Here is a 22,987-nt window from a genome sequence, read left to right as displayed (position 1 = left end):
GATATTCCGTCGGCACATGCATCGCGCAAGCCTGTGGGTCTTGTTCAGCGTGACAGGATGGATGCTGGCCGAATTGGTCTGGATTAACTCTGGGGCTTATCCTATCGCGTACGGTATAGTTACTGGAGTTGGCCTTGTCTGGCTTGTGCATTCTCAGCCATCACGACGCGAGCAGTTATTCGGAGTACAAGAGAACACTTGACTGTATAGTAATAAAATGATGATTATTAAGATTTCTATATTTATAAGTATGACGTTTATTGGACATTAGTTATTCATTTCAACAGGAATAGATTGGGCGTGGGCAAATCTAAGTGAAGAGTGTTCTGTTTCAGAGGGGCTCAGTAGCTTATTTATAATTCCCAAAATTTCTTTTCACACTGAACCGTGACATCCTCTCTTATGCGCGAGAGAATGGAAAACAGAAATAGCATGAAAAATTCTATATTTTTTTCACCATTCTCCCATTCATGGGAGAATGGACGAGGATGAGGATAATTTATTGTCTTTCATAGAATTATTACCATCACCCCCGTTCCCTCTCCCGTAAACAGGAGAGGGAAGAAAAACATTATATCAGGCATTCGAGCATGTTACAAAAAAACCCTCCCGGTATCGAATACCGGAAGGGTTTTTCAATGCGCCGGGAAAAGCGGCTGTCATACATCGACACACATCGCCCACGATATCCCGCTGATCTTCTTGACCTCATCGAGAGCCTTCTTGTCGATTTCCTCATCGGTGCTCACTACGACAATAGCTTCACCGGACGGGCTCTTGCGCGCCCAGGTCATATGGGCAATATTGATACCCTTTTTACCGAGAACAGTGCCGATATTGCCGATGATTCCGGGACGGTCCTCGTTACCACAGAACAGGAGATGACCTTCCGGGACAAAATCGAGATCGTACCCCTGAAAATTGACGATCCGAGGGTTGTTTTTTCCCAGAATCGTCCCGAGAATACTCAGCTCGATGGTATCCGTCGAAAGAGCGACTTCGATGCTGTTCTTGTAGTCCTTCTCTTCCGAGGACTTGACTTCGTTGATCTTGATTCCGAGTTTTTCGGCGGTGCTGATCGCATTGATTATGTTGACAACCTCGGAATAACTTGTAGTAAACAATCCCTCCAGAATCGAGGAGGTCACCGACCAGGTATTGTATTTATGCACATCGCCGTAATAGGTGATAGTGATGTTTTTGAGCTGGCCTACACCGTGCTTTCCGAGGATAGCCCCCATCTTCTGGCCGAGATTGATGAACGGCTTGATCTGTTCATAGACTTCAGGCGAGATCGAGGGCATGTTGACCGCGTTGATGACTTCTCCGTTCAGCAGAAAATTGCGTACCTGTTCGGCTATCATCACCGCGACGATATCCTGCGCCTCGGTGGTCGATGCACCGAGATGGGGCGTGGCGACCACTTTTTCATTCATCACGAGCGGGCTCTGCTCGGGCGGCTCTTTTTCATAGACATCGAGGGCGGCGCCGGCGACTTTTCCCGACTCGATCGCCTTGAGAAGCGCTTCCTCATCGACAACACCGCCGCGGGCGCAGTTGATTATCCTCACACCATCCTTGCATTTGGCAAGCGTCTCGGCATTGATGACGTGACGGGTGCTGTCGTTGAGCGGAGTATGAACCGTGATGTAATCCGCCCGAGCCCAGATGGCATCGAGGTTTACAAGCTCGATACCGAAGCTCTGGGCGATTTCTTTCGTGATGAACGGATCATACCCGATCACCTTCATCTCGAAACAGCAGGCCCGCTTGCCGAGAACACGGCCGATGTTGCCGAGACCGATGATTCCGAGGGTTTTCCCCCTGAGCTCAACGCCCATGTATTTTTTACGGTCCCACTTGCCTTCCTTGACCGAGCGGTCAGCCTGGGGAATAGACCGTGACAGCGCCATAATCATGCTGAATGTGTGCTCGGCTGTCGATACGGTGTTCCCGCCGGGCGTGTTCATGACAATGATACCGGCGTCGGTGGCTTTTTTGACATCGATATTATCCACACCGGCGCCCGCGCGGCCGATAACCTTGAGTTTCTTTGCAGCTGCGATTGCATCCTCGCGGACTTTAGTTGCGCTTCGTACAACGAGGGCATCATAATTACCGATAACTTTATTGAATTCTTCAGGAGTAAGCTTTGTATTGAAATCGACCTCGATACCCTCGGCTGACTTGAGTATCTGCACACACTCCTGAGATACATTGTCGCTTATAAGCACCTTGAACATGTTCAGGATTCTCCCTGTGTCAATTTGTCTGTTCTTTCTGAAAGAATGGTGAATAGAGCCCCATATGTTGATATACTGTCAAGGGTCGGCACACAGTACCGATTTACATACCCTTGACAGTGAAAAGACAATATCTTTCATTTCCGGGCGCGTGAAAAAAATACTTTTTCACCGTCCTCCTATTCACTCAATACCTGCTGGGCCGCCTTCAGTGATTCACCGGTCGTAAACGAATAGCCGACCGCCTTGAGCGAAAGCTCAAAACCGGAAAGCGCGGAAAGCACATCGAACTCATCGAGATATCCGATATGTCCGACACGGATAATCTTGCCCTTGAGCGCTTCCTGACCGCCGGCGGGAAAAATACCATTCTTCTTCATGGCTTTAACAAGCGCGCTTCCGTCGATACCGGCAGGTATCAGAATGGTGGTCAGTACATTCGAGAAATCCTTGGGGAAAAGTTCGAGACCGAGAGCCCTGACACCCGCCCGCATGGCATTCGCTACTTTGGTGTGACGGGCCCACATGTTTTCGAGACCCTCGGCGAGAATCATGTTGAGCGATTCGTTCAGCCCCACCAAGAGCGTCACCGGCGGTGTGAACGGATTCTGGTTCTTTTCGAGCGATTTCTTATATTTTTTCAGATCCCAGTAATATTTCGGGAGATTCGAGCGCTCGACACGGCTCCATGAATCACCGGCAACCGAGATGAATCCGAGCCCCGGCGGAAGCATGATGGTTTTCTGAGATCCGGCGACCACCATATCGATTCCCCACTCGTCCTGGCGCAGTTCATGGGCGCCGAGCCCGGATACTGCGTCGGTAACGAGCGCCGCATCATATCCCTTCATGACTTCGCCGATCGCCTTCATGTCGGTCACAACACCGGTCGAGGTTTCGGATTGAGTGGTGAATACCGCTTTTACGCCGGGATTGCTGTCGAGAACTTTTTTTATCTGTTCGGGCTTGACAGCATATCCCCACTCGACATCGACGGGGATCGTTTCGATGCCGTACGCCTGGCAGATTTCGAACCAGCGTTCACCGAATTTTCCGCCCCGAACTGCAACGGCTTTATCGCCTTTCGCGAGGATATTTACAACGGCAGTCTCCATCGCTCCCGTTCCCGACGATGCCAGGGTATACACATTGCCCTCGGTCATGAAGAGTTTTTTCAGTTTGGCATTGATCTCGGCAAAAAGGGCCTCGTACTGGGGTGTTCTGTGGTGAAAAACGGGCTCCGCCATCTTGAGGAGGACTTTTTCAGGCACCATCACGGGGCCGGGAGTGTACAGACGTGTCTTCATACAAATTCCTTTCCATTACAACAGTTGATCATTACTGTAAATAAAACAACGATTTTAGTCATTTTTCATCAATACCGAGCGTCCGCTCGATCCACATCATTATTGTATCGGCTCCCGTTCCCGTACGGGCGGAGAAAAAAGCGCAGTTCTCCACACCAAACTCCTTTTCAGAGGTTTTTTTCAACATTACCAGCTCCCGTGAATTCAACTTATCTATTTTGGCAAAAACAAATAAGGCATGTACATCCCGGGCCCTGATCCATTCAAGCATTGCCAGATCACCCGACACAGGCCCGTGTCGAGAATCTATAAGCTGAATGATTCCCCTGAGCTCTCTTCGGTTATCGAGATAGGGGCCGACCAGCTCACTGAACAGGTTTTGTTCGCTTTTCGGGACTTTAGCATATCCGTAACCCGGAAGATCGACAAGATAAAAACCGGCGCGGACGCTGTAAAAATTGAGCGATCGGGTTTTCCCCGGTTTCTGCGATACTTTTGCAAGGTTTTTTTTATTCGCGAGCCGGTTTATCAGCGAAGATTTCCCTGCATTCGACCTTCCGGATATGCACAGTTCCGGCAATCCCGATGCGGGCAGATCCCTGAGCGTAAAAACCGGATGGGAAAACTGAATTTCATAATTCATCAAACAAGAGCATGCGAGAGAACATCGTTGATATTTTTTGCAAGAATAAACGTAAGATTCTCTTTTATCTCATCGGGCATCTCACGGAGGTCTGCCTCGTTTTTATGAGGAATAATGACCTTTTTGATTCCGCTCCGTTTGGCTGCCAGCAGTTTTTCCTTGAGTCCCCCAATCGCAAGCACATTCCCCCTGAGCGTTATCTCTCCTGTCATGGCAACACTCCGGGAAACCGGTCTGTTGCTCGCCGCCGAAACGAGCGAGCTTATGATCGCGACGCCGGCGGAAGGCCCGTCCTTTTTTATAGCCCCTTCGGGCACATGAACATGAACATCCTTGTTCTCGAATGCATCCGTCGAAATCTTGAGTTCTTCCATATTCGCCTTGGTATAGGTAAGGGCCGCACGGGCGCTCTCTTTCATGACATCTCCGAGGTGACCGGTCAGAATCAGGTCCCCTTTCCCATGCATGAGCGACGTTTCGATATACAGAATCTCCCCGCCGACCGGCGTCCAAGCAAGCCCGATGGCCATTCCCACCTGGTTTGTTTTTTCTATGCGTTTTTCATGTATTTTGGGAATGCCGAGATACTTCTGGACATTCCGTTCCGTGATAACCTTTTTCTTCGCCGCCCGGTTTTTTCTGGCAACCACCTCGCGGGCAACTTTTCTGCATATGGCAGCGAGTGAACGCTCGAGATTCCGCACACCCGCCTCGGCTGTATAGTTTCTGATGATCTTAAGGAGCCCGCCGCGCTCGAAAACGATATGTTTCGAGGAAAGACCGGATGCTTCCATCTGTTTCGGTATAAGATGCCGTTCGGCGATACCGACCTTTTCGAATTCAAGATACCCGGAAAGGTTGATGATTTCCATACGGTCAAAGAGCGGAAGGGGAATCGCATCCTCGTAATTGGCGGTGGTTATGAACAGCACCTCCGAGAGATCGAAATCCAGCTCGAGATAATGATCCATGAAGGTGTTGTTCTGCTCAGGATCAAGCACTTCGAGCAGTGCGGAGGAGGGATCGCCGCGGAAATCCATGCCGATCTTGTCGACCTCGTCGAGGAGGAATACCGGATTCATGGTTCCGGCTTTTTTGATATTCTGGATAATACGGCCGGGGAGCGATCCGATATAGGTTTTTCTGTGCCCCCGTATCTCAGCCTCATCTCTCATCCCGCCGAGCGACATCCTCACGAATTTTCTGCCGAGCGCCCGTGCTACACTGCGGCCCAGCGATGTTTTACCCGTGCCGGGAGGGCCGGTGAAGCAGAGTATAGGCCCGCGGATTTTCTTAGCCAGCTTGAGAACGGCAAGATATTCCAGAATCCGCTCCTTCGGTTTTTCGAGACCGTAATGATCCTCATCGAGAATGGTCTTGGCCTTCGTGACATCGAGATTGTCCTTCGTACGCTTTTTCCAGGGAAGCGAGATCAGCCAGTCCAGATAGTTCCTGACAACTGTCGACTCGGGCGACATGAGGTGCATTCTTCTGAGCTTATTCACTTCCTCCAGGGCCTTTTTCGTCGCCTCGGCGGACATGCCGGATTTTCTGATTTTCGTTTCGAGCTCGAGAATCTCTGCATCCTCTTCATCCTCGCCGAGTTCTTCTCTGATCACCCTCATCTGTTCATGGAGGTAATAATCCTTCTGGGATTTGTGGAGCCGTTCCTTCACTTCCTTGTCAATCGTCTGCTCGATCTCCATGATCTCGATTTCATCGGCAAAAATACCGGCAAGCATGGTGAGCTGTTCATCGAGTGTCTCGGACTCGAGGATTTCCTGTTTACTGTCAGGTTTGATGATCAAATGAGCTGCCAGAGTATCGGCAAGACGCTGGGGATCGTCCACCGAGGGCAGATTCATCAGAACCTCGTCCGGAATAGTCTTTGAAAGCTTGACATAGGTTGCAAAACTGTTGAGCACGGTCCTGATCAGCGCCTGGAAACGGGGAGTTTCAGTCACTAACTTATTTTCATAGCTGACTTTGACTCTGTAATAATCCTCGAATTTGCTCACACTGCCCAGTCTGGCTCGCGCCAGCCCTTCAATGAGGACTTTTGCCGTTCCATTGGGAAGCTTGAGTATCTGTAGAGCTCTACCGACAACTCCGATCTTGTACATGTCATCTTCTTCGGGTTCATCGTTATCGGGATTTTTCTGAAGAACGAGAAAAACATACCTGTCCTTCACCAGTGCAGCCTGAAGAGCGGCAACAGAGGCATCCCTGACCACGAGAATGGGAATGACCATATAGGGGAACATGACCATATCCCTGAGCGGAATCAGAGGAACATCATCGGGAAGATTTTCGATTTCCTCAGGAACCTTATCCTGAGCTACCACGATATCCGTTATAACTTTTTCTTCAACATCCTTAACCATGTATTGATAGAGCTCCTTTCACTGCCTGTCTCATGCGATCTTGAGGATTGCTCCATCCTCTGCTTCAAAAACCGGCATGGTGCTGCCTGCAATGGTTTCCCGCGTAATAATAACCCGTTTTACACCTTTACTCGAGGGGACTTTATACATCACATTCATCATCGCTTTGCCGAGAACACTTCTCAGGCCACGCGCGCCGGTGTTTTTCTGTATGCTGATTTCAACAACTTCCTCAAGCGCCTTGTCATCAAATATAAGCTCTATACCGTCCATTTCAAACAGACGAATATACTGTTTGATAAGCGCATTCTTGGGATCGGTCAGAATAGACAGGAGCGCCTTACTGTCAAGCTCATCGAGGGAGCAGACCAGCGGGAGCCGTCCTATCAATTCCGGGATGAGCCCGTATTTGTTGAGATCGTCCGGCTCAACCTGGGCAAGAACCTCGCTCACCGCAGAATCGTGAGACGAATGCACATCAGCGCCGAAACCCATGGATTTCTGGAAAACCCGTCTCCTTACGATGTGTTCGAGCTTTTCAAACGCGCCGCCGCAGATAAACAGAATGTTGGTGGTATCTATCTGTACCATCGCCTGTTCCGGATGCTTGCGCCCGCCCTTCGGGGGGACGTTCGATACGGTTCCCTCGAGAATTTTCAGAAGGGCCTGCTGAACACCCTCGCCCGAGACATCACGGGTTATGGAAGGATTTGCCGTTTTCCGTGCGATTTTATCGATTTCATCAATATAGATGATGCCGATCTGGGCAAGCTTTACATCATAATCTGCCGCCTGAAGAAGCCTGACCAGAATGTTTTCGACATCCTCGCCGACATATCCCGCCTCGGTGAGAATGGTCGCATCCGCAATGGTGAAGGGCACTTTGAGCAGCTTCGCCAGTGTCCGGGCGAGGAGGGTTTTACCGGTACCGGTCGGCCCGAGGAGGAGAATATTGTCCTTTTCAAGCTCGACATCGGAGCTTTCCTCGTTCTTATGTTTTATACGTTTGTAATGATTATACACCGCAACGCTCAACATCCGCTTGGCGCGTTCCTGCCCGATAACATACTGATCGAGACCCAGCTTGAGCTCCTCCGGGGAGGGAATATCAAAATCGATTACCGGCACAGTACCGGCGCTGCTCTCCCTGACAATCTCATGGCATGCTCTGACACAATCCGAGCAAATCTGCACACTCGGTCCGGTAATCATTTTATCGACCTGTGAGGCAAAACGGCCGCAGAACGAACAGCTCAATTCGTGTTTCCCAGGATTTTTACGCATCATTTTTTCCGTTCTTCCCTCTTGACAAAAACCGCATCGATGATTCCATAGTCCCTGGCTTCGGGCGGGGACATATAATAATCCCTGTCTATGTCATGCAGAATCTGCTCACGAGGCCGTTCGGTTTTTTCGGCGAGGATATCCACAATCACATCACGACTCCGTACAATCTCCCTGGCCATGATCTCAATATCGGACGCATGTCCCTGACCGCCGCCGAACGGCTGGTGGATCATAATCCGTGAATTGGGCAGGCTCGTGCGTTTCCCTTTGGTACCGGCCGCCAGAAGCACCGCAGCCATGCTTGCGGCAAGCCCGAGACATGTCGTGCAGACATTCGGCCTCACATACTGCATCGTGTCATATATCGCCAATCCGCTGTGGATGCTGCCTCCGGGTGAATTGATATACATGAATATGTCTTTGTCCGGATCATCGGCCTCAAGAAACAGGAGCTCCGCCGCTACAACATTGGCAATCTGATCATTGATCTCGGTACCGATAAAAATGATTCTGTCCTTGAGAAGCCGTGAGAAAATATCATAGCTTCGCTCGATCTGGCCGCTTTGTTCAATAACATATGGTATATAATTCATCACGTTCTCCGGTTGGGAATAATGATATTTGATTTCTCGGTATTTTTCTTCGTTTTCACAACCGTCACCTTGGCGGTTTTAACCATCCATTCGTAGGCTTTACGCTGTGCAATATCGTTTTTAACTTCGTCCAGACGGCCGTCCTTGATAAGCCGGCGCCTGAAGTCCTTCGGATCCATATTGTTTTCCACGGCAAGCAGTTCGAGCTCTTCGGCAAGCTCTTCTCTGGTAACATCGATACCGGCTTCCTTCTTGATTTTATCGGTAACGAGGTATGACTGTACCGCCCTGACGGCATCCGGTCTCATCTTGTTGAAATACTCCTTTTCGTCAATTTCACGATCAGGCATGTCTTTCCTGATATTTTTGTAATCAGCGGACAGAACCCGTGTTACCATGCTGCCGGGAACCTCGAAGGGATTCTGTTTGATGAATTCATCCACCAGATCGGCGCGGAGCTTCCGTTCGGCATTTAATTCCGCCTGATTTTCCAGATGTTCACGGGTCCTGGTACGGAAATCCATCAGATCGGCGTATTCCCCGAGCGATTTGGCAAACTCGTCATTCAACTCGGGTATGATATTCTCAATAACCTGAAGAACTTCCACATTGTACACGTCCGTTATAGTGGTCTGTTCACCACTTTCAGAGGAATTTTCATAGGTGATCCGCACTTTACGCTCTTCACCTTTTTTTATCCCCAGTAATTGCGACAGCCAATCATACGCGGATATGTTTTCCTTTTCGAGATTCAACACCCTCTGTTCTTTCTTTTCACCAATGAGTGGTACACCGGTCGGGTCAAGTTTCAGGAGGTTAACCGCCAGGATGTCACCTTCATGGGCTTCACGGTTTACTTCGTTCCGGACAGCCCTCATGTGGCGGATACGGTCGATAGTGCCATCAATATCCTCATCGGTCACCTCGGCGATTTCTTTGGTGACTGTGACTTTATCGAAAGTAGTAACATCTATCTCCGGTATCTCCTCGACAGCCACAGTAAAGGTCAAAGGGCCGGTCTCTTCGAACACAAAGTCGGAAATGGCGGGGTCGCCGACCGGATTGATACTCTCGGAATCAAACATTTCCTTCAACACCTTGGGCACCAGCTCTTTTACGGCTTCTTCACGGATTGTGGCGGAAAACCGTTTCGCAATCAAAGATTCGGGCGCTTTACCCTTGCGAAATCCGGGAATCTGAATCTCTTTTTTCAGATTCTTCAAGGTGATTGATATTTCCTGATCGACACGTTCGCGTTCAACTTCAACATGCATTTTTTTCGTACAACCGATTCGTTCCCTGATCTCAAATTTTGGCATACTGTTCTCTTTATAGTAAAAGTTATGATAATAATTATAAGACACCTGATATCAGAAAAAAATATAAAAAAATGGTGCGAGAGGGGGGACTTGAACCCCCATGAGCGATGCCCACCAGATCCTAAGTCTAGCGCGTCTGCCAGTTCCGCCACTCTCGCTATCTTTAGAAGTCTCTATTTTCGCTGCCATTTAAACCATGGTAAAAAATCGTCAACAGAATTCAAACTGCCAAGAGTCAGCGTAAATCCGTGAATCCCCAATTAATAATCCGGAGACCGATCAGTGATTCGGGGACAGCATTCACACACACTATTTCATTATCGGGAGCGTGAAAAGACAATTTTGCACCGACCTCTTAAAAGTGTTGTGATAAACACCATTTACGTAGATATAAGCTGTCAAGGGTCGGTACTATGTTCCAATTTACATGCCCGTGACAGCAAAAAAACAACACATTTCGTCATGGGACTCGTGAAAAATATACTTTTTCACAGCCCTCTTAAATAGTTTAATAATATAGGAAAAATAAATTAATAAGTCAATATATGCTTAGGTTGAAAATTCATAACCATGCACTCATTACACTATTTTTCCGGTAATATCGCCGATGCAGAAATTCAAAAGAAAATGCGGAAAGCTGTCAGGTTCGCCGTGCTGTAACACACCCGGATGCAATAAGAGGGCTCATTTCGACATGAAATACACTTTGCCGGACAACTCTTCGTAAATCCCATTAAATAATTTCCCCTTGTACAGAAAAATGATATAAATTATAGAATTACTCATAATGCAGGAGGGATTTACATAATGATTGATACTGTCGATCTCCAGATCATGAAACTCTTAAGCGCAAACGGGCGCATGTCAAACTCTGAAATCGGACGCAATCTCGGCATTTCCGAGGCAACAGTCAGACAACGTATCAAACGGCTTATCGATAACGGGATTTTAAAGATTTCATCTCATGTCGATCCGAACGAATTTCCGGAAATTTTCATCGTTGTCGTCGGTGTGATTCTCAATATACTGCCGGAGATATGCCTTGATAAAATTACATCGCTCCCCAATGTCCTGTTTTCCTTTACCGTAACCGGCCGTTATGATATCATAGCAGTCTTCGCAGTCAATTCCCGTCAGATGCTCAGCGAAATCGTTGAAAACCAGCTGCACAGCATCCACGGAGTGAGCCATACGGAAACGTTTGTCGTATTGAAGAATTTCGGCTTTCTCATCAATGCCGAAGATTACTGCGAACTCTTGCACGACGGCAAATCAGGAAAAAAGAAATAGTATTCAAGGGTGGTGAAAAAGTATTTTTCATAAAAGTATACACCTGTAACATTAAAGGCCCGAACGTGGAATTCGGGCCTTTGTTTTTTCCTGAGTAGGGGGGGAAGCTATTTCAGGAGGGTCATCTTCTCAGTTCTGGAGCATTCCCCGGCTTTTTAATCTATAAAAAATACGCCGGCATAAAGATTAACAGCACATTCTTAGGGCATCTCTTCATGGAAAACAGTATGCCAAACAGTTCGTATATAATGGAATCATGAATCGTAAACCGCTATTTTCACTACGCAACACCGATCATCGGCAAAAGTAATCGTCTGCTGTCTGTTTGACACTGCACATCAGTGTGGCTTTTTCATTTGAGGGAAAAGTACTCACTATATTGTAACTTGTCAACAAAAAAAAACATTCTCATCTCGAATTACAAAATATGCTTTGTATTATTAAGGCGATAATCGAATGATTAACAACCCGGATGTACGAATTATGACATTACCGGTGGATCAGGGCAAAAGATTATTTTTACAGGTTTAACTGGCGCATTCCGGCCTCGATTTCATGTAAGAATCAGCACAATCCGGATATAAATATGCATATCTTCGGATTCGCGGTTAGCGGTTCTGCGGAGGAATTGAAAATAAACGCCGGGGACAATAATCTCCTCGTAATTGTACCGCATTACGGGCAGTGCGACTGAATATCGAGAAAAAAACGACCGGGTTCTGAAAGTATCAGAGGAAGAATCAAGAGGAATTATTCACAGCATTCAACAAAACATGCCCTTTCACGGGCTTTTCTTTCTATGTGTTCTCCATGCCGCCGTGGTGAAATTTATTTATCATACATGCCGATTAAGGGAATGACCGGAAAACTGTAACTCCCGTATCAGTCGGTTTTTTTATGACGCAGCTTGTCGATCGCGACTGCACCGATGATAATGATGCCGATGATGATCTCCTGAACATAGTTCGGTATTCCGGTCATATTGCACCCGTTCCTGAGAAACGCCATGATGAAAGCGCCGATCATGGTTCCGAGAATCGAACCCTCTCCGCCGCTCAGAGACCCTCCGCCTATCACGACTGCGGCGATGACATCGAGCTCACGGCCTGCAGCAACGGTGGGGTCTCCTACTGTCAGCCGCGAGAACTGCATGACCCCCGCAAGCCCGGTCATGAAACCGCCGAAGGTATAGATATAGAGCTTCATCCGCTCCACATGAATTCCGCAGAGCCGTGCCGTGGACTCGTTGGAACCGATAGCGAGCGTATAACGGCCGAACAGGGAATACCTCAGCATCACAGCGATAACGACGGCGGCAATGATCATGAGCCAAATACCGGGAGAAAACAGCATCCATTCGAGGGACGGCGTTCGTGCCATGAGTTCCCAGAGCCATGTCATGGGAGCATCGACTTTCTGCTGACCGGCCATCCATTTGGCGACTCCGCGAGCTATTCCCATCATTCCGAGGGTCGCAATAAAGGGAATGATGCCGAGACCGCCGATAAGAATACCGGAGATCGCTCCGCAGACCGTAGCGGCCAATACGCCGACCAGCGCCGCGATAAACGGATCGAAGCCATGAAACACCATGAGCGCCGTAACAACGGTTGTCAGCGCAATTACCGACCCTACGGCAAGATCGATACCGCCCGAGATAATGATATAGGTCATCCCCATCGCCGAGAGAGCCACGATAACCGTCTGGTTGGCGACCGTGAGGAAATTGAGAAATGTGGGGAATTTATCGGGTTCAAGCACGCTGAAAAGGGTGATAATGAGACCGAGACCGAGAAACGGCCCGATAAGCGAAAGGAGCTTTTTCAGCTTTTTACTGTTGGTATTTGATTGTAATTCCGTACTGTTCATGCTGCCCCTTCAATCCCTGATGTTGCTTCGTTCATGACAGAAAACTCATCCCATTCCGAAACCGGCTTTTTCTGCCCGAGCCTGCCCCGGTGCATGACTGCGATGGAATCGCAGATACCGAGGAGCTCCGGGAGATATGAGCTCACGATGATCACGGCTTTCCCCTGGGCGGCGAGCTCGCCGATTATCCGGAAGATTTCCACTTTCGATCCCACATCGACGCCGCGGGTTGGTTCATCGAGCAGATAGATATCGGCGTTTTCTTCGAGCAGGCGGGCAAGCGCGGCTTTCTGCTGGTTGCCGCCGGAAAGACTTTCGACTTTGTCGGCGACAGAGCCGACTTTTATCGACAGCCTGTCGACCCATTTCTCCGAAACGCTGTTTATCGTGCGGTCGCTCACAATTCCCCACACCGAAAGGCGCGGAAGCGATGACAGGGTAATATTCTTTCCGATCGAACACTGAAGGGCCAGCCCCTCGTTTTTCCTGTCCTCCGAAAGATACGCTATCCCGTGACTCATCATGCGGGACGGAGTAACGGAACCGGTGATGCCGGAATAACCGGCGATCGTGATCTGACCCGAGGTCAGCTCGTCGAGCCCGTAGAGAATCCGCAGCGTTTCCGTTCTCCCGGCCCCGACAAGCCCGGCAATACCGAGAATCTCGCCGCGCCGCACCGAAAATGATACCTGCCCGGGAAGCGGTTTACCCGCCAGACCAGATACCGTGAACAGCTCCTCGCCCATCTCATGGGGTATTCGGGGGAACATGTCGGTCAGGGGACGTCCGACCATGAGCTCGATGATCTTCTCCGTCGATGTGGACCGTACGTCGCCGCCGCCGACAGTCTCTCCGTCGCGCAGGACAGTGAACCGGTCTGCGACATACTTGATCTCCTCAAGGAAATGGCTGATATAAATTATGCTGACTCCGCTTTCCTTCAATGATTTGATGACTTCGAAAAGGTGCTCCGTGTCGGTCCGCGAAAGCGAGGATGTCGGTTCATCGAGCACAAACACCATCGTATCGGTTACAAGCCCCCGGGCGATCTCGACAAGCTGTCGGGCTGCCGGGGAAAGGTCCATGATGCGGGTCTGGGGGGTGATATCAGGATGACTGAGCCTGCCGAGCACTTCATGGATACGATCCTTGTATTTCCCTCGGAGAATGAATCCGAATCGGGAGGATTCTATCCCGAGCAGGAGATTCTCCTCGACCGTGAGATGAAGCGCGAGATTGAGTTCCTGATAAACCATGGAGATACCGAGATGACGTGCCTGGAGGGGATCGCGGGGATGGTAGGGCTTGCCGTTCAGGAGCATTTCGCCGCGATCGGCCCGTAACGCTCCGGAAAGTATCTTCATAAGGGTTGACTTACCCGCGCCGTTTTCGCCGATCAGGGCGTGAACCTCCCCCTTCTCCACATCGAGATCGACTCCGCATAGCGCTCTGACCCCGCCGAAGGACTTATGAATTTCGTGCATCGAAAGAATGATTTCAGGAGAATCGCTCATATCATTTCCGACGGTCACTGGTTAAGGTACTGAGAAAGATCGGGCGTCAGCAGCTGCCTTATTTCCGGGTCATTCATGTTATCCGGCGTGGCAATCGTAACGCCGGTGTCGATGCGCTGCTCGACCTTTTCTCCCTTGAGATAAGCAACTGCGGTCTTGACTCCGAGATACCCCATGTTGAACGGGTTCTGAAGCACGAGCCCCTTGATCTCGCCTTTTTCAAGGGCCTGAACGAGCTTTTCGGACGAATCGAAACCCACGAAAATGATTTTGTCGGTCAGCCCCCTGTCCTGAAGCGCTCTGAGACAGCCGAATGTGCTCGATTCGTTCGGGGTGAAAATCGCCTCGACCGTGGTGCCGAACCGGTTGAGCAGATTTTCGCTTGCCCGGTAAGCCGATTCCGTGGTCGCTCCCGCATATTGATTGTCGGACAGAAACTCGATGTTCGGAAATTTTGCCTTGACCGTGTCGTAGAAACCGGCCTCACGGTTCGTTGTCGAGGCGCTTCCTTCCTGATACCTGAGCATGATGAGCTTTCCCTTTCCGCCCATCAACTCACCGATACGTTCGGCGGCAAGCACTCCGCCCTTGTAGTTGTCCGTCGCGATAAACGAAACCTGCGCATCACCCTCGAGGTCCGAATCGATGACAATGGTGGGAATACCCACCATCTTCGCCTCGCGGACGGGCATGACGAGTGAGCGGTTATCGAGGGGAGCGAGCACAATGGCGCTTGCCTTGCTCGAAATGAATGTCTCCACGATCTGAAGCTGCTCCTCGCGGTCATCCTCCTTGAGCGGTCCCTTCCATATTATTTCGGCACCGGTTTCTCCGGCGGCTTTAATCGCCCCGGCATGAATCGATTTCCAGAATTCATGCGTGGTACCCTTCGGTATGACCGCGATTGTCAGTTTTCCGCTCTTTACATCGGTTTCTGTCTTCTTCTCGGACTTTCCGCATCCGAATCCACTCATCGAACAAAGCATTGCCAGCAACAGCATAAGGAACAGGCGTTTCATACCGTACTCTCCGCGAATATTTTTACCATGCGTCATGACGTTATCGATAACGATACATTATCTCACCGACCCAATAATTTTGATGTACAATAATACCCAACTTTCGCCTCCATTGCAAGTACATACACAGTGATTAAGATAAAAAAAATATTCACTCCAGCTTTGAAAAAAACGGCATTGAATCCCGTTAATAATCCGGAAAAAAATGATATAATCCACAGCAGCTTTACGGTTTTACAGGATTATAACCAATGACCGGAAAAGAAACGGCCATTCCCCCGACACTTTTTATGTGATTCACCCATTCATATATTGACTTCTCCGAGTCTCTTTCCTATTCTAGATACGTTGTGATAAACACTGTGGATATAAACTGTCAAGGGTCGGCATAAAGTGCCGATCCCTGATTAATGATTCGGGAACATGTTAACATGCCCTTAACAGCTATCTATGACATATTTCATCATCGGGCGCCTGGAAAAGACACTTTTTCACAGCCCTCATAGTAAGAAGTTTTAAAAAAAGTCCCTGACCGTGAGACAGACCATGCATAATGTCCTCGTGACCGGCGGCGCGGGTTTCATAGGCTCGAATTTCATTCGCCATGCCCTCCGGACAGATCCCGGAATACGAATAATCAATCTCGATGCCCTGACATATGCGGGAAGCCTCGAAAATCTTAAAGACCTGCCCGATCTGGGACGGTACGAATTCGTATTCGGCTCGATATGCGACCCCGATCTGGTGGGGGATGTCATCCGTCACCACATGATTGACACCGTGGTTCATTTTGCCGCCGAATCGCACGTGGACCGTTCGATTAAAAGCCCGGAGCTGTTCATCAGAACCAATGTGGTCGGCACCTCTGTCCTTCTCGATTCGGTGCGACGGTTCTGGATGGAAGAGAAGGCCATCCCGCCTGAAACAGCGCGGTTTCATCATATTTCGACCGACGAAGTGTTCGGGACGCTTAAACCCGGTGAGAACCCGTGGACCGAGAGCTCGCCCTATGCCCCGAACTCGCCGTATGCCGCCACGAAAGCGGCGAGCGATCATCTCGTACGGGCGTACGGACATACGTACGGTCTGCCGTATTCCATCACTAACTGCTCGAATAACTACGGACCGCACCAGTTTCCCGAAAAACTCATTCCACTGGCGATTCTCAATGCTCTCGAAGGCAGACAGATACCCGTTTACGGCGACGGCGGCCAGATACGCGACTGGCTGTATGTCGAGGATCACTGCGAAGCGATCATGACGGTGCTTGGAAAAGGGTTTCCGGGTGAAACGTACCATATCGGAGGCAATAACCAGCCGACCAACCTGACAGCAGTCGAAAAACTCTGCGATATTCTCGACAGGCTCAGGCCCGATTCCCCTCATGTACCTCACCGCAGACTTATTTCGTTTGTCAAAGACCGGCCCGGGCACGACCGCCGTTATGCGATGGATTCCTCGAAAATCCGCCGTAAGCTCGGATGGGCGCCCCGTCACTCCATGGATGAGGGATTTGTCAAAACCGTGACATGGTATATGGAACATCCCGAATGGGTAGAGGCAATCCGCAATCAGGCAAGCTACCGGCAATGGATGGAAATCAACTATACGAGGAGAGAAACACCATGAAAGGTATCATACTGGCAGGCGGACTCGGTACACGGCTGTATCCGCTGACCATCGCTGTCAGTAAACAGGTATTACCGGTTTACGATAAACCCATGATATACTATCCGCTTTCGATGCTGATGCTCGCCGGTATCCGCGAAATTCTTGTCATCAGCACACCCGAAGCGCTTCCCGCATTCAGGAATCTCCTCGGGGACGGCAGCCAGTGGGGGCTGCAGTTCTGTTACGCCGAACAGCCACGGCCGGTCGGACTTGCCGATGCGTTCATCATAGGCCGTGATTTTATCGGGGGCGATACGGTATGCCTGATCCTCGGCGACAATATATTTTACGGTCAGGGTCTGCCGGCCAGGCTCCGTGCCGCAGCGTGTCTCGATAATGGCGCCCTTATCTTCGCATATTCGGTGCGGAATCCCGAGCGGTACGGGGTCGTGACAATAGATGCCAGCGGAAAAGCGCTGAGCATCGAGGAAAAACCACAGGAACCGCGTTCCCACTACGCCGTAACGGGGCTCTACTTTTACGACAACACCGTGCTCGATATCGCCGCCAGCCTGAAACCATCGGCGCGCGGCGAGCTCGAAATCACCGATGTGAACCGCGCATACCTCGGGCGCGGTCAGCTCCGGGTGGAAGTACTCGGCCGCGGGATTGCCTGGCTCGATGCGGGAACCCACGAGTCGCTCCTCCAGGCTGCCAATTTTATTCAGGCAGTGGAAGAACGCCAGGGCATAATCATATCCTGCCCTGAAGAAATTGCCTACCGTATGAATTACATCGGGCGGGATGCCCTCATGCGGTTTGCACAGTCGATGGATAACAACCAATATGGCACATACCTCCTGAGTCTTCTGAGAGACGAGGAAATCCGGTTTCTCAATAACCAGTAAACCTGTTTCCGGAACCGAAATGAAAGACGTATTCATCCAGAACATCATGGAATGCATATCCATCGGGCTGATCGTCATCAACGCCGAGGGCGAGATAATAACGACCAATCCCGCCGCCGAAGATATACTCGGATTCAGCGGTGAATTACTGAAGGCAAAAGGGTGGGCAAAGTTCTTTTTTGAAATGGAAGGGAATACGGCTTTCAACCAGCTCATTGTCGATGTCATCGAGCACCAGAAAATCAGGAACCGACAGAGCATACCTTATATCAAGCCGAACGGAGATCAGCTCTATCTTACCATAACCTGCTCGTTTCTGCGCGAACGTGATAAACCGGTCGGCATCGTCATGCTCTTCAACAACGATACGGAAATCCACAGTCTTCATATGCGCGAAAAGAGCATTCTCGAAGAGCGCAACCGTCTCCAGCGCGAACGTGTCGAAAGCCTCAAATACTTCGCTATGTCGGTGGCCCATCAGATACGCAATCCGCTCGTTTCGATCGGGGGATTCGCCCAGCGTATCCTCAGGGAGACAAAACCCGATGATCCCCATAAAGCTTCTCTCGAATACATTCTGGATGGGGTCAGACACCTCGAAGACATCGTCCGCACCGTTGAAGAATATACCGCAATAGCGAGCATCGAAAAAACGACTGTCCCGGCGAGTGATCTTATCGACCGCGTACGATCCGAACTTGATCAAAAGGCGACCGAACTCGGCAAATCGATAACATGGAATATCACGGTCGAGACGGAAACGCTCCATGTGGAACCGTTTTATTTTTCCGGGGCGCTAATCGAAATTCTCAACAACTCCCTCGACTCGTTCAAAAACAACACGGGAACAATAAGTATTCATGTGCGGAATGCGGACGACACCGATGTCATTGAACTGGCCGACACGGGAACGGGTATCAGACAGAAAGATATCCGGTATGTGTTCGATCCCTTCTTCACCACAAAGGTGAAGAGCATCGGAATAGGCCTCAGCAAGGTCCGGCGTATCATCTCCGAGCACCGTGGCACAATCGGTATCAAAAGCAGGCCCGGCAAAGGGACAACCGTCATAATAACCATTCCTTACGATAATTAATTTGTGGTTTATTAAAAAACTTTATAGAGGAAATGCCGGGCAATTCCTTTTTCCGGTTATCCCACGTGATAACCATTCAAGTGAAAAATAACTTCACCACGGAAACATGGAGAACACGGAGAAAAAGAATCCGGTTGTTTTGTTTCAGTATGTATGGGGAATATCGTCCTGATAGCGGTGTTTCGTTGATATTACAAAACCCACCCTGTACTGACAAAGTGACACAGCACTTCGAATACGGCGCATGCATTTGTGGGCTTTCTTATGCTTGACGATCATCGTTGATTTATCATTTATTAAAAGCTAAAAAACTGTTTATATTATATGTTAGCTCTATTACAACGAAATGTAAGCACACTATTACTTGCATATTATTTCAAAGATTTCAAATAATAAAATCATGAGGGTAAAAATGAAATCGAGGAATATTATCAATGGCATGATTTTATCAGTCAGCCTGGCATTGATATTTTGTTGTATTATCAGTAACAGCTATGCGCAATCGTATGGTACGAATGCCGTTCAGAAGAATTCTAATTTTCAATGGCCTGAAGGAAAGAAAATGGGATTAAGTCTTACTTTTGACGATGGCCGCTTATCTCAGGTTGATAAAGGAATTCCATTGCTTGATAAGTATGGAGTTAAAGCTACTTTTTATGTATCTCCCGGCAGTGTGAAACAGCGATTGGATGAATGGAAAAAAGCAGCCGGTAACGGTCATGAAATTGGCAATCATTCTCTTGTACATCCCTGTTCCGGCAATTTTCCTTTTGCCAGGGAGAAGGCACTGGAAGAATATACGCTCGATGAAATGAATATGGAGCTCGATTCCGCAAATACAATTCTGAAAGAAACATTAGGTATTCGAGCTGTTTCTTTTGCATATCCCTGCGGACAAAAATTTGTCGGAAGAGGAACAAATACTAAAAGTTATATTCCCTTGATTTCATTAATGTTTGAAAGCGGTCGCGGCTGGCTTGATGAAGGTCCCAATGATCCTGCCTTCTGTGATATGGCCCAACTCACGGGCATGGAACTGGATGGCAAATCTTTTGACCAGGTTAAAAAATTAATTGATTCGGCAAAAAGCACAGGACAATGGTTGGTTTTTGCCGGCCACGAGATGAATGAAGGAGGAAATCAAACATCTCTGCTTCCAACTATCGAAGCTATCTGTAACTATGCATCAGATCCCGCCAATGGTATCTGGCTCGACACTGTTCACAACATTGCATCATATATAAAAAAAACAAGAGGAGAAAAACCTTTTACTGAAACACCCGATTACAAAAATCCTCTGCTTCCGATCGATTACAGAGTTAAAGATCTGCTTGCACGGATGACTCTGAAAGAAAAGGTCGGGCAGATGAATATACCAACCTGCTATTCATCGGAGCTTGGCTCAGGACTAGGCAGTAAAGCAGGTTATTTATGGGATGATCCCAGCAAGGCAAATAGAGATAAACAATTGGAAGGTTGCAGAAAATGGACGGAAGGGACTCATAATGATGTTTTTGGGCCTGGAGGAGGTTTTTTTACACTTTCAGACAGGCTTATTTATGAGGGAACGAGAAGACAGGCGGAAGTATTAAATGAACTTCAGAATATAGCCATTAACAAAACCAGATTAGGGATTCCTCTGTTTGAGATTGAAGAGGGAACACATGGCTTGATGTGCCCGGGGGGAACAATATTTCCTGAGGGATTAGCCATTGGCGCTACATGGAATAAAGATCTGGTGAAGAATATTTATACCGTTGCCGCAAAAGAAGGGAGAGCGATTGGTGTTCATGGATTATGTACTTTAGTGGTTGAACCGAACAGGGATCCGAGAATGGGTAGAAATCAGGAAGGATACAGCGAAGATCCTTACATGTGCTCACAAATAGCTGCGAGTATAGTACAGGCGCTTCAGGGTTATGATATATCCACACCTGATAAGCTGGTTTCATTCCTTTGCCACTATCCCGGTCAAAGTCAGCCGGCAGGCGGACTCGAGCGGGGTGCGATGGAGATATCAGAGAGAAAATTCAGAGAAGTATTTTTACCGCCCTGGATTGCCGGAATTAAAAAAAATGGTGCTCTGGGTGTTATGGCAACCTATCCTGCAATAGACGGTATAGCCGTACACAGCTCTGAAAAAATACTGACGAAGATTCTGAGGGAAGAGTTAGGGTTTAATGGTATTGTCGTAAGTGAGGGAGGCGGTTTAGGTACTATTGTAACTGAAAGGCATGCCGCGACACAAAAGGAAGCAGGGATTCTGGCAATCAAAGCCGGTGTCGATGTGGGTATATCCATCGAAGATGCATACATGGGGGGACTGATAGAAAATGTCAATGAGGGGAAAATATCTATAAAGGAGGTTGACCGGGCAGTAGCCAGGCTGTTAAGACTGAAATTTCAATTAGGACTATTCGAGAATCCCTATGTTGATCCCGAAAAAGCTGTAAAAACAGTCCATTCCAAAGAGAGCACGGAACTTGCTCTACAAGCTTCCAGAGAGAGTATAGTATTACTCAAGAATGAAAAAAATCTTTTACCTCTGAAAAAAGATATCAAGTCAATTGCGCTGATCGGCCCCAATGCAGAAGCACCAGTCGACCAGCTCGGTGATTATTTCCCGCATAATGTTCCCCAGGAAGTGGTTACCGTTTTAAAGGGTATAACAAATAAGGTTCCGAAAGCAAAGATTACCTATGTTAAAGGATGCGATGTTATTGGAAATAAGCTTAATGAGATAGAAAAAGCTAAAAATGCAGCTAAACATTCGGACGTGGCAATAGTTGTTCTTGGCGAAGCCGGGGATAGAACAAACGGAGAGGGGAAAGATGTTGCCAGCCTTGATTTGACAGGCATTCAGGAGGATATTCTCAAAGCGGTATATGCCACAGGTACCAGAACGATTCTGGTTTTAATCAATGGAAGGCCGTTATCAATCAGATGGGCCGCTGAGAATATCCCGGCAATCGTTGAAGCATGGATGTGCGGAGAGCAGGGTGGTAATGCTATTGCAGATGTTCTCTTCGGTGACTACAATCCAAGCGGGAAACTTCCGATTACGGTACCTCGCCATGTAGGCCAATATCCATTTTATTACAATCATTCGGCAACAAGGGGCCGCTCGAAATACGTGGATATGCCGGGAACGCCTTTATATGAATTTGGATATGGCTTAAGCTATACTAAATTTGAATACAGCAACCTTCAGGTCACCCCGAATGAAATCGGTGTCAGAGGTGAAGTTGAAATTTCTGCAGATGTAAAAAATACCGGTGATCTCACGGGGGCGGAAGTTGTGCAGTTATATATCAATGATGTAATAAGCAGCACATCCAAACCCGTTAAAGAACTCAAAGGTTATGAAAAAATCGTCCTCGAACCGGGAGAGACAAAAACTGTTAAATTCAAACTCTTCCCGGAAGAATTATCGCTCTTTGACAGAGATATGAATTTTATCGTTGAGCCCGGAGTTTTCAGAATTATGGTTGGAAGTTCATCTATGGATATAAGGCTTAAAGGTGATCTTACGGTGAAATAATGACGTGAAATCTTTGATTTATTCACTTGCCTCGGTTTATCGGAAATATAACAGGGTCATGAAAACAAATTTTACTTGCTGTTATTATTGTATCTCCACATCTGAAAGCCCCCTGCCCTCCGGGCATCCCCATGTCGGGAGGAATACTGCGTGCGGGGAGTTTTTCGCTCCCCGATGGGGGGATATGGCGCAGCCGAGGGGAGTAAACACAAGCGGACGAATGATTTCATATACCGTTATCAAACTGAATGGTTAATGAATTTTCAAAGATTTCTAATTGTTTATAGCGGATCATCACCTTTTTATCTTTCTTGACAAAAGTTGGAACCTTTTATATAATTATAGCAGTTTAATATATAACAA

The 22,987-nt window shown here is 48.5% G+C and carries 15 protein-coding genes and 1 tRNA gene; 5 read left to right on the top strand and 11 right to left on the bottom strand.

Annotation, left to right across the window (positions count from 1 at the left end):
- Window positions 1-659: 659 nt before the first annotated feature.
- The 8 genes from serA to LLG96_08790 form a co-directional block, all read right to left on the bottom strand.
- Window positions 660-2,243 carry a phosphoglycerate dehydrogenase gene (gene serA, locus LLG96_08825; GenBank protein MCE5250309.1) on the bottom strand — a complete coding sequence of 528 codons (1,584 nt, stop codon included), beginning with the start codon at window positions 2,241-2,243 and terminating at the stop codon, window positions 660-662.
- A 179-nt stretch (window positions 2,244-2,422) separates the two neighbouring features.
- Window positions 2,423-3,550: an alanine--glyoxylate aminotransferase family protein gene (locus tag LLG96_08820; protein ID MCE5250308.1), complete on the bottom strand. Its 1,128-nt coding sequence runs from the start codon at window positions 3,548-3,550 to the stop codon at window positions 2,423-2,425.
- Window positions 3,551-3,608: 58 nt separating this feature from the next.
- Window positions 3,609-4,193, bottom strand: a complete 585-nt coding sequence (gene yihA / locus LLG96_08815) for a ribosome biogenesis GTP-binding protein YihA/YsxC (GenBank protein MCE5250307.1) — start codon at window positions 4,191-4,193, stop codon at window positions 3,609-3,611.
- Window positions 4,193-6,577, bottom strand: a complete 2,385-nt coding sequence (gene lon, locus LLG96_08810; GenBank protein ID MCE5250306.1) for an endopeptidase La — start codon at window positions 6,575-6,577, stop codon at window positions 4,193-4,195. The genes yihA and lon overlap by 1 nt, the downstream gene beginning before the upstream one ends.
- A gap of 30 nt (window positions 6,578-6,607) precedes the next feature.
- The gene (gene clpX, locus LLG96_08805) at window positions 6,608-7,864 is read right to left on the bottom strand and encodes an ATP-dependent Clp protease ATP-binding subunit ClpX (GenBank protein ID MCE5250305.1); all 1,257 of its coding nucleotides are present in this window, start codon (window positions 7,862-7,864) and stop codon (window positions 6,608-6,610) included.
- On the bottom strand, window positions 7,861-8,457 hold the full coding sequence (locus LLG96_08800; GenBank protein MCE5250304.1) for an ATP-dependent Clp protease proteolytic subunit: 597 nt from the start codon (window positions 8,455-8,457) through the stop codon (window positions 7,861-7,863). The genes clpX and LLG96_08800 overlap by 4 nt, the downstream gene beginning before the upstream one ends.
- Window positions 8,457-9,776 carry a trigger factor gene (gene tig, locus LLG96_08795; GenBank protein ID MCE5250303.1) on the bottom strand — a complete coding sequence of 440 codons (1,320 nt, stop codon included), beginning with the start codon at window positions 9,774-9,776 and terminating at the stop codon, window positions 8,457-8,459. The genes LLG96_08800 and tig overlap by 1 nt, the downstream gene beginning before the upstream one ends.
- A gap of 72 nt (window positions 9,777-9,848) precedes the next feature.
- Window positions 9,849-9,934: transfer RNA gene (locus tag LLG96_08790), tRNA-Leu, on the bottom strand.
- Between the two features lie 649 nt (window positions 9,935-10,583).
- Between LLG96_08790 and LLG96_08785 the strand changes: the two genes are divergently transcribed.
- The gene (locus LLG96_08785) at window positions 10,584-11,066 is read left to right on the top strand and encodes an Lrp/AsnC family transcriptional regulator (protein ID MCE5250302.1); all 483 of its coding nucleotides are present in this window, start codon (window positions 10,584-10,586) and stop codon (window positions 11,064-11,066) included.
- Between the two features lie 882 nt (window positions 11,067-11,948).
- Here LLG96_08785 and LLG96_08780 read toward each other — a convergent pair.
- The 3 genes from LLG96_08780 to LLG96_08770 are packed head-to-tail and all read right to left on the bottom strand — an operon-like array spanning window position 11,949 to window position 15,468.
- Window positions 11,949-12,935 (bottom strand): ABC transporter permease, encoded by a 987-nt coding sequence (locus tag LLG96_08780; protein MCE5250301.1) that lies wholly within the window; start codon window positions 12,933-12,935, stop codon window positions 11,949-11,951.
- Window positions 12,932-14,449 carry a sugar ABC transporter ATP-binding protein gene (locus LLG96_08775; protein MCE5250300.1) on the bottom strand — a complete coding sequence of 506 codons (1,518 nt, stop codon included), beginning with the start codon at window positions 14,447-14,449 and terminating at the stop codon, window positions 12,932-12,934. The genes LLG96_08780 and LLG96_08775 overlap by 4 nt, the downstream gene beginning before the upstream one ends.
- A gap of 14 nt (window positions 14,450-14,463) precedes the next feature.
- Window positions 14,464-15,468 carry a substrate-binding domain-containing protein gene (locus LLG96_08770; GenBank protein MCE5250299.1) on the bottom strand — a complete coding sequence of 335 codons (1,005 nt, stop codon included), beginning with the start codon at window positions 15,466-15,468 and terminating at the stop codon, window positions 14,464-14,466.
- A 546-nt stretch (window positions 15,469-16,014) separates the two neighbouring features.
- Here LLG96_08770 and rfbB point away from each other — a divergent pair.
- From rfbB to LLG96_08750, 4 genes are all read left to right on the top strand, one after another.
- On the top strand, window positions 16,015-17,097 hold the full coding sequence (gene rfbB / locus LLG96_08765; protein ID MCE5250298.1) for a dTDP-glucose 4,6-dehydratase: 1,083 nt from the start codon (window positions 16,015-16,017) through the stop codon (window positions 17,095-17,097).
- On the top strand, window positions 17,094-17,987 hold the full coding sequence (gene rfbA / locus LLG96_08760; protein MCE5250297.1) for a glucose-1-phosphate thymidylyltransferase RfbA: 894 nt from the start codon (window positions 17,094-17,096) through the stop codon (window positions 17,985-17,987). The genes rfbB and rfbA overlap by 4 nt, the downstream gene beginning before the upstream one ends.
- 19 nt (window positions 17,988-18,006) lie before the next feature.
- Window positions 18,007-19,083, top strand: a complete 1,077-nt coding sequence (locus LLG96_08755; GenBank protein ID MCE5250296.1) for a PAS domain S-box protein — start codon at window positions 18,007-18,009, stop codon at window positions 19,081-19,083.
- Between the two features lie 412 nt (window positions 19,084-19,495).
- Complete coding sequence (locus LLG96_08750) at window positions 19,496-22,624, top strand: glycoside hydrolase family 3 C-terminal domain-containing protein (protein MCE5250295.1); 3,129 nt, start codon at window positions 19,496-19,498, stop codon at window positions 22,622-22,624.
- Window positions 22,625-22,987: the final 363 nt, after the last annotated feature.

The organism is bacterium, from assembly GCA_021372535.1.
GTDB lineage: Bacteria > Latescibacterota > Latescibacteria > Latescibacterales > Latescibacteraceae > JAFGMP01.
Note: the sequence above shows the minus strand (reverse complement) of the source record. Positions and strands in the feature narration are given on the sequence as shown.

What these genes read in the sequence shown, in the direction of transcription:
- serA (MCE5250309.1), bottom strand. Translation starts at nt 2,243, where the DNA reads ATGTTCAAGGTGCTTATAAGCGACAATGTATCTCAGGAGTGTGTGCAG.
- rfbB (MCE5250298.1), top strand. Translation starts at nt 16,015, where the DNA reads ATGCATAATGTCCTCGTGACCGGCGGCGCGGGTTTCATAGGCTCGAAT.
- lon (MCE5250306.1), bottom strand. Translation starts at nt 6,577, where the DNA reads ATGGTTAAGGATGTTGAAGAAAAAGTTATAACGGATATCGTGGTAGCT.
- LLG96_08750 (MCE5250295.1), top strand. Translation starts at nt 19,496, where the DNA reads ATGAAATCGAGGAATATTATCAATGGCATGATTTTATCAGTCAGCCTG.
- LLG96_08780 (MCE5250301.1), bottom strand. Translation starts at nt 12,935, where the DNA reads ATGAACAGTACGGAATTACAATCAAATACCAACAGTAAAAAGCTGAAA.
- LLG96_08785 (MCE5250302.1), top strand. Translation starts at nt 10,584, where the DNA reads ATGATTGATACTGTCGATCTCCAGATCATGAAACTCTTAAGCGCAAAC.
- yihA (MCE5250307.1), bottom strand. Translation starts at nt 4,193, where the DNA reads ATGAATTATGAAATTCAGTTTTCCCATCCGGTTTTTACGCTCAGGGAT.
- LLG96_08770 (MCE5250299.1), bottom strand. Translation starts at nt 15,468, where the DNA reads ATGAAACGCCTGTTCCTTATGCTGTTGCTGGCAATGCTTTGTTCGATG.
- LLG96_08820 (MCE5250308.1), bottom strand. Translation starts at nt 3,550, where the DNA reads ATGAAGACACGTCTGTACACTCCCGGCCCCGTGATGGTGCCTGAAAAA.
- tig (MCE5250303.1), bottom strand. Translation starts at nt 9,776, where the DNA reads ATGCCAAAATTTGAGATCAGGGAACGAATCGGTTGTACGAAAAAAATG.
- LLG96_08775 (MCE5250300.1), bottom strand. Translation starts at nt 14,449, where the DNA reads ATGAGCGATTCTCCTGAAATCATTCTTTCGATGCACGAAATTCATAAG.
- rfbA (MCE5250297.1), top strand. Translation starts at nt 17,094, where the DNA reads ATGAAAGGTATCATACTGGCAGGCGGACTCGGTACACGGCTGTATCCG.
- clpX (MCE5250305.1), bottom strand. Translation starts at nt 7,864, where the DNA reads ATGATGCGTAAAAATCCTGGGAAACACGAATTGAGCTGTTCGTTCTGC.
- LLG96_08755 (MCE5250296.1), top strand. Translation starts at nt 18,007, where the DNA reads ATGAAAGACGTATTCATCCAGAACATCATGGAATGCATATCCATCGGG.
- LLG96_08800 (MCE5250304.1), bottom strand. Translation starts at nt 8,457, where the DNA reads ATGAATTATATACCATATGTTATTGAACAAAGCGGCCAGATCGAGCGA.